Annotated in this window: 9 protein-coding genes; 7 read left to right on the forward strand and 2 right to left on the reverse strand. The window is 45.6% G+C overall.

What is annotated here, in order from left to right; genetic code table 11:
- Positions 1 to 110: 110 nt before the first annotated feature.
- Positions 111 to 1,187, reverse strand: a complete 1,077-nt coding sequence (locus QQL36_RS24705; protein WP_321567126.1) for an SGNH/GDSL hydrolase family protein — start codon at positions 1,185 to 1,187, stop codon at positions 111 to 113.
- A 102-nt stretch (positions 1,188 to 1,289) separates the two neighbouring features.
- Here QQL36_RS24705 and QQL36_RS24710 point away from each other — a divergent pair, with 102 nt between their 5' ends.
- The 4 genes from QQL36_RS24710 to QQL36_RS24725 all read left to right on the forward strand — a co-directional run bounded on the left by QQL36_RS24710 (position 1,290) and on the right by QQL36_RS24725 (position 10,333).
- A complete protein-coding gene (locus tag QQL36_RS24710; RefSeq protein WP_321567127.1) occupies positions 1,290 to 4,523 on the forward strand; it encodes a WGR domain-containing protein in 3,234 nt (1,077 codons plus the stop codon).
- An 11-nt stretch (positions 4,524 to 4,534) separates the two neighbouring features.
- Positions 4,535 to 6,181: an SWIM zinc finger family protein gene (locus QQL36_RS24715; protein WP_321567128.1), complete on the forward strand. Its 1,647-nt coding sequence runs from the start codon at positions 4,535 to 4,537 to the stop codon at positions 6,179 to 6,181.
- 423 nt (positions 6,182 to 6,604) lie between these two features.
- Positions 6,605 to 8,098, forward strand: coding sequence for a reverse transcriptase family protein (locus QQL36_RS24720; protein WP_321567129.1), 1,494 nt, complete (start codon positions 6,605 to 6,607; stop codon positions 8,096 to 8,098).
- A 438-nt stretch (positions 8,099 to 8,536) separates the two neighbouring features.
- Positions 8,537 to 10,333 carry an ATP-binding protein gene (locus tag QQL36_RS24725; protein ID WP_321567130.1) on the forward strand — a complete coding sequence of 599 codons (1,797 nt, stop codon included), beginning with the start codon at positions 8,537 to 8,539 and terminating at the stop codon, positions 10,331 to 10,333.
- Between the two features lie 99 nt (positions 10,334 to 10,432).
- Here QQL36_RS24725 and QQL36_RS24730 read toward each other — a convergent pair whose 3' ends face one another.
- Complete coding sequence (locus QQL36_RS24730) at positions 10,433 to 12,022, reverse strand: hypothetical protein (protein ID WP_321567131.1); 1,590 nt, start codon at positions 12,020 to 12,022, stop codon at positions 10,433 to 10,435.
- Positions 12,023 to 12,173: 151 nt separating this feature from the next.
- Here QQL36_RS24730 and QQL36_RS24735 point away from each other — a divergent pair, with 151 nt between their 5' ends.
- The 3 genes from QQL36_RS24735 to QQL36_RS24745 all read left to right on the forward strand — a co-directional run bounded on the left by QQL36_RS24735 (position 12,174) and on the right by QQL36_RS24745 (position 17,870).
- Positions 12,174 to 14,774 (forward strand): M1 family metallopeptidase, encoded by a 2,601-nt coding sequence (locus tag QQL36_RS24735; protein WP_321567132.1) that lies wholly within the window; start codon positions 12,174 to 12,176, stop codon positions 14,772 to 14,774.
- Positions 14,775 to 14,944: 170 nt separating this feature from the next.
- Positions 14,945 to 16,687, forward strand: a complete 1,743-nt coding sequence (locus tag QQL36_RS24740; protein ID WP_321567133.1) for a hybrid sensor histidine kinase/response regulator — start codon at positions 14,945 to 14,947, stop codon at positions 16,685 to 16,687.
- Between the two features lie 208 nt (positions 16,688 to 16,895).
- Complete coding sequence (locus QQL36_RS24745) at positions 16,896 to 17,870, forward strand: terpene synthase family protein (protein WP_083725704.1); 975 nt, start codon at positions 16,896 to 16,898, stop codon at positions 17,868 to 17,870.
- Positions 17,871 to 17,913 lie beyond the last annotated feature (43 nt).

Raw genomic sequence — 17,913 nt, forward strand, 5'->3', positions numbered from 1 at the left:
AAACCGGCATAAAACAGCAAAAAAATAACCGCCGTTGATTGTAGATACCTTCGGCATCAGCAATCAACGGCGTAAAGGGATGGCCTGCGGCCGGCTTTAAAGATCAAACATCACCATTTTATATTTTTACTGATATACGCGATCAGTTCATTTGCCATTGCCTCCTGTTCCTTTGCATTTGGATGCCCCGGTGTGTCCTTATAAGGGAAAAAGCAGGTATGGATCTTCGCATCATGCAATCCGAGTACCGCTTCCTTTATGTAGCCCGGCCATGGTGAACCTTTCCGTGTTGCATCCATATTGCCCAGTGCACAAATGATCTGTGCTTTCGGATGTTTATCCCGGATCTTTTTCACCAGGTTACTATAAGCCGCTACTATCGTCTTTGCATCCGGCGCCTTATCACCAAATTTCGCTTTGAATTGTTCATGTTCCGGTTTTGCGACCAGCCAGCTATCATTCTGAAATAAATTTATCACGATCAGATCAGGCGTATAACTACTAAAATCCCATTTGCTTGCAGCATCCGTGGCATCAGTACGGTCGTACATTTCAGGCATGATCAGGGGGAACCAACTGATAAGGACTCCTATTCCACTCTTTGCCACTAAATGATATTCAGCATTAAAATGTCTTGCTGTCAGCGATGCATAGCTGATATAGGCATTCTCGTACGGACCTGTACCTCTATCCTTGCCACTGCTGTCTTCTACCGCATACCCACAGGTAATGGAATTGCCATAGAACTCGATCTTCCTTTTTTTCGCAACAGGGGCTTGTAAAAGCGTACCATCCACTTCAAAATTATACAACCATGTTTTACCCATGGCCCATTCTGTGCGCTTAAAGAGTACTAAGGTATGATTCCCGTTTTTCAATCCACTTACTAGCGTATATGTATGTACGGTACTATCAGGCTGTAGTTTACTGATCACTTTTCCATCTACCACTACATTATAATAATTATCTCCCCGCTCATCTTTCAGCTTTACCTTCACCCCCGTTCCTTTAAAATTTATACTTGCCGTTGTTGCCGACCAGGATAGCTGTGCACTATTATCTGTCTGGATGACACGACCCATATAGTGTATGTGTGGGTCATTACTTTTAATGGTTGAAAATTTTTCCTGTGCTTGTAACTGTATGGTCATCATACAAATCAGGAACAGGCAAAAGTGTTTTTTCATAATAAATGGATTTGTCGGAGAGGGAAATTAAGAGAGAATCTTTAAATTTCGGAAATAAATATTTATTTTGCCGCAGTTATATATATAAATTGTTGTTAGCTCATGAGATTTGTTAAGCAAACCGTGCTTTACTTTAAGGAGGGGACATCTGACAAAACTTACGAAATAGACCTATGTGAAACTGGCCCCGGACAATACATTGTGAACTTCCGCTATGGTAAGCGTGGAGCTGCACTCAAAGAAGGTAGTAAAACTGCAACCCCCGTTTCTCTGGAGGAAGCTACCGCTATTTTCGATGCATTGGAAAAGGAAAAACGTAGCAAAGGATACACCGGCGAGCAGGATGGTGTCGCCACCACCGCTTATACCAGTGTCGCTGTCGATGATGTGACTGACCCTGTCCACAAAGTAATACTGAAACGACTGGACGATGCCGTGACCGGCAAACAATCCTACAAGACAAAATGGTCCACATCCCGCGTGATCTGGGCTGCCGGTGAACACAAGATCCGTGCAGCCGCTCCGGTTATTCTGCGCCTGATTGAAAAAGGCAACGCTATGCAGCGTTACGCTGGTATCTGGGCATTGGGCAGATGTGGGGATCCGGCTGCCGTGTCGTTGGTCAGTTCCTATATAGATAATAGTACTTACCCGCAATACCTGCGACAGATGGCTGCCAACGCAGTCCTGCAACTCCTGTCAGGCGAAGAACGCACGACTTTTATTGCGCGCTCCCTGCATGCCCTGCCACCTGAGTTCCAGGATGCCATCAATGCTAAGGATTTATATGCCCTTACGCAACTGCTGGACCAGCGGGTGATGCAGCTCAATGAGCCTGGTTACCAGTTGCTGGAAGACCTGTATATTGTAGCTGCTGATATTGTTCCTGTAAGGCAACTCCTCTATGCTTTATTCGCCGCTTTACCTTTACGTCCATCTTACTTCCGGCATATCCGCCACTTATATAAACAGGCGGAACTGCGGGATGATCATGCATTGACGGCGCTCTTTTCTGTGCGCTTTGAAAGGGAAAGACAACTGTTCAGCACCTCCGGAAAACCGCCTGCGGAACTGAAAAAGCCGATGAGTAAACTGGCCTATTCCAACCGTACCCGTCGTCATTTCAGGAACAGGACCCTGCGCCACCTGCAGGAACTCGGACAACGTACGGATGTTGAATATGTAAAACTGGCTACAGCCCTGTTATTACAATATGACGGGAATGTGTATAAAGAAGCCGCTTACAGCAGAAACGTGTATCAATATGATGCTACTACCCGCCGTTATATTACCCGGGCTATCCGTTATCCAGCTAATTCCAACGCGGTTTACCTGAACTATATTTTAAGAGGTAACCAGGTGGATCTACAGCTCGTGGGTAATAATTCCCGTTGGGAATTTAAGGATCCCGAAGCGGGAAAACCTGCGGCGCAGTCTAAACCGGAACCACCTAAAAAAGAAGGCTTCCTCAACCAGATCGCCGGTATCTTCAAAACGCCTAAAAAGGACGAAGGTATACAGCCAAAAGAATCACTGGAAAAGGCGGTCAAAGAAAATGACGAACCGCACAGCGATATTCCTTTCCGTTCGCTCTGGCACCAGTTACCACAGGCATTCATCCAGCTGCTTATCAGTAGCCGTATGGAAGAGATTCATGCCTTTGCGTATTCGGAATTACAAGCCAGTCCGCAGTTCGAATCACTCAAAGAAAAGATAGATGCCAATGTCATTGCCGGTCTGCTGATCAATCCATTCCAGATCCCTCAGCGTTTCGGTCTGTCTCTGGCTATAGAAAAATATAATCCTGCTGCTCCTTCCCTCCCACTGTTTGTGGCGATGATAAACAGCCCATTTAATGAAGCCCGCGAACTGGGTATTGAATGGATCAAAACGCATATCGAATTCTGTGTTCAGGATACTGAATTTGTCACTGCCCTGATCTTTGCGGCATATGACGATGTGAGACAAATAGCCATAGACCGCCTTTCTACCACACTCTTACCACTGGATAAGAGCCGCCTGGTAGTAGGTAGAGCAGTGAGCGTATTACTGGAACAGCGTCAGCCAAATGAGGCCGTATACAATCTGCTTACTAAAGGTTGCCGTGTATTAGAACAATACTCAGTCGCCGCATTGCAGGAAGTGGATGCAAAGATCGTGGAAGACTTATTGAAATCAGGTATTCCACCAGCAGAAGCATTTGGTGTACGCCTCCTGTTACTGAAAAAAGGCCCTGTTCAGTTATCTGACGAATTGATTGTAAGCATCCTTGAAAATGCCTACCAGCCTGTAAGAGAAGGTGGTATTGCGATATTAAGCAGTATGGGTAATGCTGAACTTATTTCCCGTCCTGCTTTGTTATTGCAAACCTGCATCGCTTCTTACTCAGATGTACGGCAGGGTATTCGTCCTGTGCTGGCAAGGCTTGTAAAGGACTACAACGACCTCGCTGTATGGCTGGTGAACGAACTCGTGCCTTTGCTCATGCGAAAAGAAACTTCTGAAGGGTTGCACAATGACATCGCTAATATTCTTGGCAATGAACTCGTGGGGCACCTGCATGATATCGATAAGGCTACTGCTTTAAGACTCACCTATTCCAACTACCGCGCTACACAGGCATTTGGTGTACTTGTATTGGAAAAATATATTCCACCTGCAGAATTAACCCTCAAACAGGTGATCGCTACCGGCAATCATGAACTGAGAGAAGTACGTGAATGGTGCTGGCGTTTTTATGAGCAGCAACTTCCACGTATCCGCTACGAGAGGGACGATGCTATCGGTTTACTGGATGCAAAATGGGATGATACCCGCACATTCGCCATGCAGTTTTTCCGTACCCACTTCAGGGATGAAGACTGGTCGCCGGAAACCCTCGTTGCCATTGCAGACAGCGTGAACCCAATCGTACAGGCTTTTGGCAGGGAATTGCTGACCCGTTTCTTCAAAGCAGAAGACGGTCTCAACTACCTCCTGAAACTCAGTCAGCACCCGGGCGTAAGTATGCAAACCTTTGCGACCAACTACCTGGCTCAATATGCAGCTGGTGAACCGGATCGCTTGCGGGAACTTGAGTTTTATTTCCGCTCTGTATTATCCAGGGTGAATAAAGCAAGAGTGGCCAAAGAACGCATCTTTGCATTCCTGGAACAGGAAGCCCTGAAATCGGACGAAGCTGCGCAATATATTGCGGTGATCATTGCACATATCTCTGCAACAGTGGCTATTGGCGACAAAGCACGTTGCATTCAGATCATGCGCAACATCCACGAACAATATCCGGATATTACGCTGCCTGTTCAATTTATTGCTATTCCTGAGCATTCATCTTAAACCCTGATCACATGTTATTCAATTATAGATATAGCGGCAGTACGCAGGTATATAGCAATGCTACATCAGCAGGAATTTCATTTTCACCTGATACCCGGCGTGAGCCTACTTTCTTTAACGGAAAGCTACACAAGAAACTCGCTTTCAGGGAAGCCATTTCTGCATTGCATGATGTAGTAGTGTCAGATCTGCGATTCAAGCCAAAAGATAAAACAGAATATAAAGCTTGGGCTGCTCAGCAGGAAGATGTATGGCTGGCTGAATTCATGGGGAATTATGATGCAGCTGCTGCTCAGAGCAAAATAAAACTGATTCGTGAAGAGCTGAGCGCTGTGAATGCAGAGCGGGATAAACTGATGGCTCCTTATTACAAATCCCGCCGTAATTATTTCGATTACCTGTACCAGAAAGACAAAGATGCCTGGTTTGTACTGGATCCTGTGATCAGCGTACATCCGGATGAAATCTTTTTCGAGTGCTTTAGCCAGGATGAATCTGCCTACGGTAAACTGAGCGCCAGTTACAACGTATTCAAAGAAGTCAACGAATTTCAGTGTGGTACGACCAACATTGACTATTCCGCAAACCTCTATAATGAGTTCCAGAAAATACGTGATTACAAGGAGACGACCTTTACGGTGGATCCTTCCGGTTTTGCTGTGCAAACGACAAAAGAAGAACTCTTCAAAGAAGTAAAAATAGACCTGCCGGATAGCTGGGTCAGAGGTTTCCTGCAGGTAAGTTCTGCCATGACCTTACCCGCTGCCAGCTTTGATCTGCATCCTATGGATGTCTATAACTTCTGTCAGCAACTGCGTCGTTTCAAAGAAAAGAAAGGGCCCCGTTCTATTCGTTTTATTCTGGAACCCGGCCAGCCAGTCAAAGCCATCTTTGATCCATGGGGTACAATGATCGTTTGTGCGAGATCTGTATACACCGGTGCGCAGCGCAAAGAGATCTGTATATGGGGACGTCGTCGTCTTTTAATATTAGAAAGACTTATTCCAGTAGCAAAGAAATTCACCGTTCACCTCACTGGTAATGGACTGCCGTCCTTCTATATCGCTGACCTGGGAGATATGCAGTTCACACTGGGTTTATCCGGTTGGACGGCCAACGATTGGTCACGTTGCGGACAATTTGATCTCATGGCGCCAAGAGGCACTGTAGATGATGCGACGAAACAAATTATTTATGGCGACCTGCAACAGCATTGGTTTGGTACGCCCGAACAGATAGCTGCGCGAACCGGTACTCCGAAAGCTTCGGTACTGGCGGCATTGGGCATCTATACACAGGCAGGGAAAGCCATTTACGATTTACATTCAGGTTATTATCGCCTGCGTGAACTGAGCCGTGATCCATTGCCACTGGATGCATTACGTTTCTCCAATCCCGCAGAAGCCGCTGCCAGCAGGATTGTGGGCAAAGTGAAGTTCACCGCGAAGGATGTACCGGGTGTAGGTGTACAACTGGAAGGTTCTATGCCGGCACAAAATCGTTCATACCGCCCCGTTATAGTGATTGATGCAGATGAACGCATGGCTTCTGCCCATTGCGACTGTAATCACTACCAGATGAACAAGTTGCACAAAGGCCCCTGTGAACACATGCTGGCATTGAGAATGGCATACGAACAGGAAAAACAAAAAGTATAAAAAAATATAGCAGGGAATAGCAGAAAATTGAAGAAAAGAAAGTATCTTTAATCCCGTAATAAAACACTTCATGAAAGTTGGATTCACCAACATGGATGAAAACAATTTTTCAGAAATAAAGTTCTTTGTAAAGAGGAAATAATTGCACTTGCGCCCGTAAAAGGGACGAATGATGTTTCGTCATTCAGGTAACATGACTATACATGCTTCACTAAATGCAATCTTTACTTTGGGAGGGGCGTACTAGTAGTGATTTTACAGTACTTGCCCCAGGGGCCCTAAAATCACCACTAGTACGCCCCTCCCTGGAGTTGATTGATTTAGTCAAAGGCTTGCACGAAGGCCATTTCCTCTTTACAAATTAACCTCTCTCTTCTGCTCCCCTGCTTACATTCATTCATCATTTTTATCTGAACTGGAATTATGTCAGCAGGTTTGACCCGTCAACAATTATATGATAAGATCCGTGCTTCTTCTAAAGAAGAAGTAATTCTGGAAGAAATGATACGCCTTGGTTTCTGGGCGAAAAATGAACAGGTACCTAATGTACCCGAAACATTTATTCGTAAAGAAGGTGAGCTGCGTAGAGAATTGAACGACCTCCTTAGCGAACAAGCCAAATACAGAAATAAACAACAGGTACTCACGGACATGCGTAAAGCCCGCATGGCTGCCGCCAAGGCAAAACGTGCTGAGACCAAAAAACGGAATGAAGAGAAACGCCAGCAGCGCGCCGCAGCCTGGGCAGAAGAAAAGTCGAAATCTATCGTCTATCTCGGTGAAGACGTTTCTGCAGGATTAAATAAAACCTCCTCCAATACTGAACTGCTACAGCGCTTCGGCCTCCCGCTGCTTCATGATGCCGTACAGCTCTCCGCAGCTATGGGCATTACCCTCGGTAAACTACGTTTCCTGGCATTTGACAGGAAGGTAGGTACTATCTCCCATTACAAGCGCTTTTACCTGCCTAAGAAGTCAGGTGGCCGCAGACTGATCTCTGCTCCTATGCCACAACTAAAAGCTGCACAGTACTGGGTGCTGGAAAATATCCTGTATAAGGTACCCAACAGCGAAGCCGCACATGGTTTCGTGCCGGGCAAATCCATCGTGACCAATGCAACTAATCACGTAGGTCAGGATGTGGTGATCAATATCGATCTGAAAGACTTTTTCCCGACAATTGAATATAAACGTGTGAAAGGGCTCTTTATAAAACTTGGTTACAGCGAACAACTGGCCACTATTCTCGGCCTGCTATGTACTGAGCCCGAAGTAGACCAGGTAGCCCTGGACGGCCAGGAATATTTTGTGGCCAATACTCCCCGGCACCTGCCACAGGGTGCGCCCAGCAGTCCGGCCATCACAAACCTTATTTGCTATGGTCTGGACAAGCGTTTTGAAGGTCTGGCTAAAAAGTTTGGGTATACCTACTCCCGCTATGCAGATGATATGACTTTCTCTACCAAAGGCGAACCTGCCGACAAGATCGGTCAGTTACTCTGGTCAGTAAAGCAGGTCGTGAAAGAAGAAGGCTTCCACCTCCATCCTGATAAGTTGAAGGTAATGCGCAAAGGTGACAAACGGGAAGTAACCGGTATTGTGGTGAATGAGAAACTGAGCCTGGACAGGGATACCCTCCGTAAATTCAGGGCCTTGCTCCACCAGATCAGCGTATCCGGATTGGCTAATAAAAAATGGGGCAATGGAAACATCATTAGCAGCATAGAAGGTTTTGCCAACTATGTAGCCATGGTAAAACCCGAAACCGGACGCCTGCTAAAAGATAAAATCAGGTTACTCCTGAACAGGGACGATATAAAATCCCAGGCACGCACTTTGATGACGGGTGCACCGGCTCCTGCTTCTGAAAAAAATCCGCCCCAAAAAGGAGATGATAATTGGTGGAATGTGGTGTAAACACTAGCTTCTACTCCGGAAAAACGCTTTTACACAGGGAAAGGCGTTTTTTTGTTGTTTAAACAACATTTTCTTTTTGTTAACAGATCATTAACTATTTCCTCTCACAATTGAACTATTTTGCGTCATCAACTGTTAATTTTTTAGTTGATCACACAAGCGAACTATCCTCTAATTTCGTTATCAAAAAACTATCAGCATAGTAATCTCCGTTATCACAAAACAAATCACAATGAAAAAACATAGCAATGGGGGTCCTTTTATTACCTAAACTGTACAAGCAATTGTAGCTATCCACCCCAAAATTAATCAGTTTCAGCTCATTGCCTGCTTCTTAACTCTGATACACCATCTCATGGACTGGATTTACTGTACAAGCCGGGAACTTGTCGGTAAGTCTACGAAATGTTATGTTCCGTTAATTTAAAATATCGGTACATGAACCTACTACAACGAATCGTTACCACTGGTTGCAGTAACGTGAAGGCAACTTCATTGCAGGAGGTTGAAGACACACAACGAATTATCCGCTTCGTGAATACATTGTGTCTGACCTGTGCTGCTATGTCCTTATCCCTCAGTTTGTGCTGTCACTACCTGATTGGAAACCAGATCATTGTGTGGCCAGCCTTCGCAGAAGCCGCTGCCTTTGTCACTATCATTTGCGTGAACTGGGTGGGAAGGCATACCCTCGCCAGCATTCTCCTGATCATCGTCAGCAATGTGACCATTCAATATTACAGCGCCGTCATGGGGCGGGTCACAGAATTTCATCTTCTATTTATTTTCCTGATTGGTTTATCATTGCTATTATTTCAGCGACCTTTTCTGAGAAGGTTAGCTATTGGTATTACTATTGGGTGTTTTATGGCCGGCGAAATCAATATGTACTTTGGTTTCTATCCGCCTGCCATAAATTTTTCCACTGTTTTTCCTGTTGAATTCGTGATTCGCTGGGCGACCATTCCATCCATCCTGATCCTGGATATGATGGTGTTCACCTTTTATATTAAGAATGCAGATAGACTACGGAACCGCGAAATGACACAGGTACGGAAAATGCTGGAAACAGTCAGGCTACAAAATTCGGATCTGGAAGAGCTCACGGCCAAACTGGCCAGGGCTACAGATGCCAAGACTGTTTTTGTACGTGAAACCAGTCACGAGATCCGGACCCCGCTGAATGCCATCTTTGGTATCAGTCAGCTTTTGCAACTCAAAGTAGCGCAGGACAGAAGCCTCGCTCCCATCCGGCTGCTGGCCGATCACCTCTACGCCGCCAGTTTTAATACCAGGGAAATCATTAACAATGTATTAGAGTTTTCACGGATCGAAGCCGGCAAGGCCGATACGGCGCAAAACTCTTCGCTGGATATCAGGGAATGGCTGGACAATGTGGTGAATATACACCAATATATAGCAGGGGTTAAAATGGTCCGGATCCGGTATAATATATCAGAAGAAGTACCGGAATTCCTTTTCCTGGACAAAATGTTGCTCACGAAGATGATCAATAATCTCCTGTCAAATGCGATCAAGTTCACAGCGAGTGAGAGCAATGTCTCCATTCATATTTTCCCTAAAGGAGAACGGTTGAATATCACCGTGGCCGATCAGGGAGAAGGGATCAGCGAAGAGAGGCAGGCTACTATTTTTGATGCCTTTGTATCAGAGCGGAATATATTCCTGGAAGGTACTGGTTTGGGCCTGCACATTACGCGTCACCTGGCGGAAGCTATGGGTGGCACTATAGATGTGAAGAGTCAGATAGGCATTGGTACGACCTTCACGGTATGTCTGCCGCTGGAAGGTGCAGCAGGCTTGCCGGGTAAAGACCTGAAAGACTGGCCGGAAAGAATGATGAACCTGAATGCCGCCAGCATCCTGATTATAGAAGATGATAAAATGAGTCAGATGGTTTTATCACGGTTCCTTTGTAGTTTGGGTAGCAGGGTTACGCTGGCCAGCGATGGTGTGGAGGGCATGCTCCTGGGCAGGGCTTCAAAACCGGATATCATTATCCTGGATGCGCATATTCCGGGCATGAGCGGCAAAGATACACTTACTCATATTCGCGAAGATGATGTACTGAAAAATGTGCCGGTCATCATCGCCAGTGGAGATGCGTTTAATGAAGCCAGTGAAGAAATGATCAATGCAGGGGCGAATGAATACCTGGTAAAACCTATTGAGTTCAAGGCATTGCATGCCACGCTTACGAAATATATTGAATAAAAAAGGGGATTCACCCACAGGGATGAAAACCATTTTCAGAGAAAAGAGGCCGTATTACTCATGATACGGCCTCTTTTATTAGGTACCACCCTTTTCTGCTTAGAATTGCACCCAGGCAATATTTGCAGTTTTTGTCTCCCCCTTTCTTGTGATCAGCAGCGTCACATACTGGCTTTTCTCCTGCTTAAAATCACTGGCACCCAGCATGGTATAGTAGCCTTTGTAGGTTTCAGGGGCACCAAAGAGGAACATCCTTTCGCCGGCACTATTATAACACACGGTATTGGCATCGGTAAGGTAGCGCAATGCTTTCTTATCGGTATACACACCACCCGGATCCAGGTATTGCAGGTAATCATTGAAAATGATAAACTTACCACGTGCTGTGGTCAGGTAATCGAATGACAGGTAAGGCGTGGTATTCAGGGCCTGAATCCTGTTGCGGAACATCCATTGCCCTTTCTTTCTGCGGTGCAGGAACATAGGGTCATAGAGACCATTCGCTACCTGCATCTTGATTTGCGCCATACCTGATTTTACCGCACCTGCGCTATCCAGGGTCATGATACCAATATCATTCATATTGGTATGCATATTATTCCAGGCATTGGCATTGCCGGAACTGAACAGACTTGTATTTTCCAGCAGCAATGTGGCAGTACCGTCATCCGCTGTCAATAGCTGCTGCGGTACACCTGAATAAGTAGCGCTGATCTGATCCGGCGTTACTGCCTGATGCCGATATTCTTCTAATGTGCCGGCATCCAGGTAACTGAGCGTCATAGCTACACCTGGGGTTTTGGTTCCTTTGCCGGTAGCATTGGTTAGTAGTAATACGAGTTTCTGAGCCGCAGGTATATACTGGATATTTGCATGGATGTCCTGCATATTCGATGTGTAAGGTAGCAGCTGGTGCTTCACCTCTGTATTATGAATACCTGATACGGCTACCATGCAGGCAGTATCCTTTGGATTCTTGCGGATGCGCAAAGGAGCTGTGACCAGATATACCTGATCGTTGTGCACGGCCATGTCCAGGTATCCGTGATAAGGGTAATCTGCTGAAGGCAGGTAAGTAGTACTATGCCCAATTTGCTGATGATCAGGGGAATACTGATAAACCTGTACCCGTTCGCCTGGCGTTTCCTTCCGATCCATTTCACCGCCGGCAAATGCAGCAATGGCATAATAGCCGCTACGCGGGTCTTTGGCCACATAGAAATCGTGTGAGGCAAAGTTGTCCTGTACGACAACATCCCTGTGCTGGATAGTAGGCAGTTCGCCTAACTGATCTTCCTTTACTAACTGACCGGTTTTGCCATCCAGTATCAATCTGTATAGACGTGGCTTGTACTTAACCAGTTGCTGGAGAAAGATGACTACCTGGTTGTTTATTTCATAGATACCATCTATTTCTGTGTCATTCAATGCGTTTATATCGAACAGTTGACCAGTTACCGTATCGGTTGTAGCTATCTTGTGCTTTGCATCGTACATGTTGACGATAATACCTGCTTTTTTATCAAAGTGCAGGTAAGCTGTATAACTGTTGTTGAGGAGTAGAATCTTATCAAATCCATCTCCTGGTTCAGGGAAGTTATTGCTAAGTTGTACTTGTGGTACCTGCGCGGAAAGTTGTGATGCAAATAACACGGCAAGAAGGCTGGTGCCTTGCCAGAAATATCTCATAGGTAAAAAAAAGGTTATGAATGTAAATGTATAATTAATTTCCCAAATGTTTAATGAGAACATACTGATTGTTTGCCCTTTATCCTTTTTTACTTGTCCTTTCGCCCCTTTTATTATATTTATGCATTATTATTAACAATTGAATGATATAATGAGAAGCAACAAGTTCTTACTTTTTTGTCTGTTAGGAGCAAGTCTGGCGGGTCCTGCATTAGCACAGACAGAAGCCCCCAAATACGATCCGCACGCGGCTTTTAATCCACTATTCTACTCTTCAAACGGCAATGAGTACCGCAGCGCTTCCGGTGCTCCTGGCCACAAATACTGGCAAAACAGGGCAGATTATGTCATCAATACTACCCTGGATACGGGTACGCACAGATTGACTGGTTCCGTAGCCATTACCTACACCAATAACAGCCCTGATCAGCTACCTTTCCTGTGGTTACAGCTGGATCAGAACATTTTCAGGGAAGATAGCCGTGGTTCTGCTACCGCAGTAGTCACCGGTGGTCGTTTTGCCAACAAGAGCTACACCAAGGGTGATGAAATCAAATCGGTGAGTGTAGTGAGCAATGGCAAGGCTACCCCTGTCAGGTATTTAATCAGCGATACCCGTATGCAGATCTTCCTGCCTAAGCCACAGGCTGCGAATGGCGCTGCATTACAGATAAAAATTGAGTATGCTTTTGATATTCCGCAATACGGTACTGACCGTATGGGGCGCTTAACTACCCAGAATGGCTGGGTGTACGAGATAGCCCAGTGGTATCCACGCATGGAAGTATACGACGATGTACTGGGTTGGAACAGCATTCCTTACCAGGGAGCGGCAGAGTTCTACCTTGAGTATGGCAACTTCGACTACAAGATTACCGCACCTGCAGGTCTGGTCATAGTAGGTAGTGGTGAACTGGTGAACAGCGCCCAGGTACTGACTGCTAAAGAACAAGCGCGTCTGGCACAGGCTTATAAAAGTGATAAGACTGTGATGATCAGGGATAGCAGCGAAGTCGCAAAGCCTACTGAATCACGCAAGGGGAACCTGACCTGGCACTTTGTATGTAAAAATGCAAGAGACGTGTCCTGGGCAGCTTCCAAAGCATTCGTATGGGATGCGGCACGACTGAAACTGCCAAGTGGCCGTAAGGCACTGGCACAGTCAGTATATCCGACGGAAGCGATCAGGCGTCCGAACGGCTGGTTCAGATCTACTGAATTTGTAAAAGGTTGTATCGAGTTTTACTCCAAACAATGGTTTGAATTTACTTACCCTGTAGCCACCAACGTAGCTGGTAGCATTAGTGGTATGGAATATCCGGGTATCGTATTTTGTTCCTGGAGAAGCACCGGTTCCGGTCTATGGGGTGTAACCGATCACGAATTCGGTCACAACTGGTTCCCGATGATCGTGGGTAGCAACGAACGTAAATATGCCTGGATGGATGAGGGCTTTAATACGTTCATCAACCAGGGTTCTACTGAAGCATTTAACAAAGGAGAGTACTACACACCGATGCAGGTACAGAATACCGGCCGTGGCATGTTTGGCACAGATCCTATCATGACAATTCCGGATGTGATCCAGAACAGTTACCTGGGTACGGCGGCTTACTACAAACCGGCTGCTGGTCTGACTATTTTGCGTGATTATATTCTTGGCAAAGAGCGTTTTGAATTTGCATTCCGCACTTATATCAATCGCTGGGCTTTCAAGCACCCGACTCCATGGGATTTCTTCCGTACGATGGAAAATGCAGCTGGTGAAGACCTGAGCTGGTTCTGGCGTGGTTGGTTCCTGGAAAACTGGGCACTGGACCAGGCGGTAAAAGATGTAAAATATGTAAGCGGTGATCCTGCCAAAGGCGCCCTGATCACTATCGAAAACCGTGACCAGCTGGTAATGCCGGTTGTACTGGCCATTACCGACAGCAATGGCAAAACAGATACCGTGAAACTGCCTGCTGAAGTTTGGCAACGTTCCGGTACCTGGACATTTAAATATAACTCTGTTACCAAACTGACAGGGGTAGTGATCGATCCTGCGAAAGGCTTACCGGATATAGATCCTTCCAACAACGTATGGAAAGGTGAAGTGCGTAAAGTAGCGACAGGTACCACCGCAACAGATGTGATCAATCGTTATTTTGCTGCGATCGGAGGTATGGACAAACTGAATGGCATTAAGGATCAGTCAATGTCTGCTATGGGTAGTGTACAGGGTACAGAAATATCCATGACAAAGAAGTACAAATCTCCTGATAAGTACTACATGGACATCTACATTGCTGCCATGGGTGCACATGCAAGCCGCCTGATCATCAATGGCGACAGCGTGGTTGCTGAACAAATGGGTAACAGGATGCCGGTAGATGCAGACATGAGGAAAGAACTGAAAGGTAGCCTGGAACTCTTCCCTGAAAGGGAATACCTGAGTGATGGCGCTAAGCTTGTGCTGTCTCCTGACTTCGAACAGGTGAATGGCAAGGATGCCTATAAAGTAACTGTGACTGAACCCGACGGCGAAGTGATTGAACTGTATTTTGATGCGGCTAGTTATTACAAGGTGAAGTCCATCAACAAGCAGGGCGACCAGATAACCGGTATGCTGGAATTCAGTGATTACAAAGACGTTAGCGGTATTAAATTCCCATTCACCCTTGTCAATACAATTGGTGGCAATCAGCAGATCAATTTTAAGGTGAACGAGGTGAAGGTAAACAGTGGTCTGAATGATAGCGAGTTTAAATAATTTAATATCTAACTCGTTTTAAATATAGTAATTTGCATGAATCGCTTCTGCCTATGGTAGAAGCGATTTTTGTATGTAGCATTTATATATAGTTCGTTATATTGCAGCAAATTGATAAAGCTCAACTAATTAGGATGAGTTTGGCCGTGCTGTAATAAACACGAAAGCGAATGCATATCAGAGACACACTTACAACTATTACACACACTGGAGCGCAAGTGGATGACCTGGATCTGCGAACACGTATTATCAAGGTGAATACGATATCGCTGATCATTGGGTTGTTAGTTACTTTTTTTGCATGGTTCTTTTATGCTATTTCGGGGAAAATGGAAATCCTTATCGCGGCTTCGCTGGAGGGGTTTGCTTATTTTTCTATTATATGGATAAACAGTAAAGGTAAATATGATCTTGCTGCCCTTTTGGCCCAGTTAATTCCCAATATCGCTACACTTTATTTTGGTATTATATTATCGGCTGTGATAGAAGCAAGTCTGCTGGCTATTTTTCTGATTGGTACCAGTTTTCTCATTATCAAAGACACGAAGTACAGGATAATATCAGTTGCATTGACCATGGCTGTAGTGATATTACTGCAGGTCAATGATGAGATACATTTGATAAAGCCATTGACCTTTGGTATCACCAATCAGCGTATTATTCACTTCTCTGCTGTTGTAGTTGTATTTAGTCTCAATATACTTATCATCGCATTTTATGTGAACCAGAATGACATATTGGTGGCGGAGCTACGGGAAAGAGGGAAAAAGCTGGAAAAGGCCAATGACTACAAGAGCGTGTTCGTGCGGGAAACCAACCACGAAATCCGCGTACCGCTGAATGCCATTCATTCTATCAGTCAGCTATTAGTCATACAAAGTAAGCAGCAGCAAGAGCTTGCGCCTATCCGTGCTACGGCGGAACACCTGTGTGCGGCGAGCTATCACGCACTGGAAATTATCAATAATGTACTGGAATTATCAAGAATCGAAGTTGGTAAGATCCATGAGGTATTCAGGGAACCGTTTGATGTCAAAAACTGGATTGATAATATTGTGATCACCAGTCAGTATATCGCAAGAAATAAAGGGGTGAAAATCGCGCTGGATTACGACAGGCAGCAGATGCCTGCACAGATCTGCAGTGACAAAGTGAAACTGACACAGATCGTTAACAATATCCTTTTCAACGCCATTAAATTTACGGCTGATAACTCTACTATATTCATCCAGGTGTCTACCGAAAAGAACATTTGTTATATCCGCATCCAGGATGCGGGTCAGGGTATGGATAAGGAGCAGCTGGAAAAGATCTTCGATCCGTTTTTCACCGGTAAGAGTGATTTCTCAAATGGTACCGGGTTAGGGTTGCATATTGCGCGTTACCTGGTAAGTTTGCTGGGAGGCGCGATCACAGCGGACAGTTCACCGGGGAAAGGGACTTTGTTCTGTATTGCCTTCCCGCTGGTAGCCTTTGAAGGGAATAAACCCGCACAACCGGTGATGACGGAAATGCCGCCCCTGCCCTCTTTTACGAACATCCGCATGATGATCGTGGAAGATGACCAGATGAGTCAGATCTACCTGACGCGTTATTTGTCAAGTCTGGGGTGCCGTCTGCAAACGGCTTCTACCGGTCAGCAGGCATTGAATGTGATGCAGGAGCAGCCACCGGATATCATACTGCTGGATAGCCATCTGCCAGATATGGATGCACACACGTTACTGAAGCAATTAAAAGTTATACCCCATTTAAAAGATATTCCCGTTATTATCACCACAGGTGATGTATTTGAAGAAGCCAGGGATGCGCTATTGAATGCAGGCGTAGCCGGCTATGTTACAAAACCCATCGATTTCAATGTACTGACCCAGGAGATCAATAACTGTCTCAAGCTTCCCGCCCTGTTTTAATCTCTCTACTTGCCGTATCTTCACGTTATATAATGTTGGTTTACAACCCGTAGTATGCTGTCAAATACTCAGCCTTCACCAGGCTCATAGTCGTTTATGCCGTACTTATACTTTTGAATGTCTTCTCTTGTGCTACTGCGGAGTTCCGCAGCACTATCAGCAACTAATCCAGGCTTGTTTTTCTTTCACTCATAAAACACACACAAGTATGAAGACTATTAACGTTCCGCAGCTTTACTGTCCTTTTGAGTCAAGGATCAGTCCATTTGTAGACAAGGTAGACAGACACACTACCAATTGGCTACACCGATTTCAGCTCCTGTCAGGGGAGGAATTGTACGGGAAGTACGCGAACTACAAGTTTGCCTGGATGACCTGCAGGACTTATCCGGATGCAGATTACGATTTTCTTTGCGCGGCCAACAATCTGAACTCCCTGCTGTTTGTTATGGATGATTTGCTGGACCATGCTTCATCAGAGACCGCAGGTTATAGAACCGCGGATTATGTACAAGGTATCATTGGGGGTTTTGTAAATGTATTACGACTCAACAAGCGGGTGCCTGTTTCTGTAAACCCGATCATGGCGGCATTCAGTGACTTTTGGGAAAAGATGCGCCGGTTGAGCAGTGCCTCCTGGCAATGCCAGTTTACCCTTAGTTTGAAGGCGGTGTTTGAAGCGGGCATGTGGGAGATCGAAAACTCCCGTGCACAGCGGCATCCGAGTATGTTGCAGTACATGAAAATGCGACCTTATTTTGCGGCTGCCAACCTGGCTACGGATCTGCTGGAAGTAGCTACTAAACAGAATCTGCCCGTTTTTGTGTTGCAAAATGAAGATTTCCAGCGCCTGGTAGAACTGGCGCGCAGAACCATCTGCTGGTCAAACGACCTTTTCTCGCTCTCTAAGGAATTGGAACATGGGGATGAGCACAACCTGGTAGTAGTTATTGAACACGAAAGAAACATTTCGCTGGAACAGGCCATAGAAGAGACCGCCCGGATACACGACCGGGAGATTGCACAGTTCAATGAATTAAAGGCACAGTTACCTACTTTTGGTATCAGGATCGATACTGCCATCCAGGACCACCTGGATGCAATGGGCACCATGCTAAGAGGGTTTATGGACTGGTCAATTTATGACACAGCAAGATATGAGTTCAATTATGTAACGGAATAAGGTTACACTATTTTGCGAAAACCCGCTTCAAAGCGGGTTTTCG

Origin of the sequence: Chitinophaga sp. LS1 (assembly GCF_034274695.1) — a bacterium.
In the GTDB taxonomy this organism is placed as follows: Bacteria; Bacteroidota; Bacteroidia; order Chitinophagales; family Chitinophagaceae; genus Chitinophaga.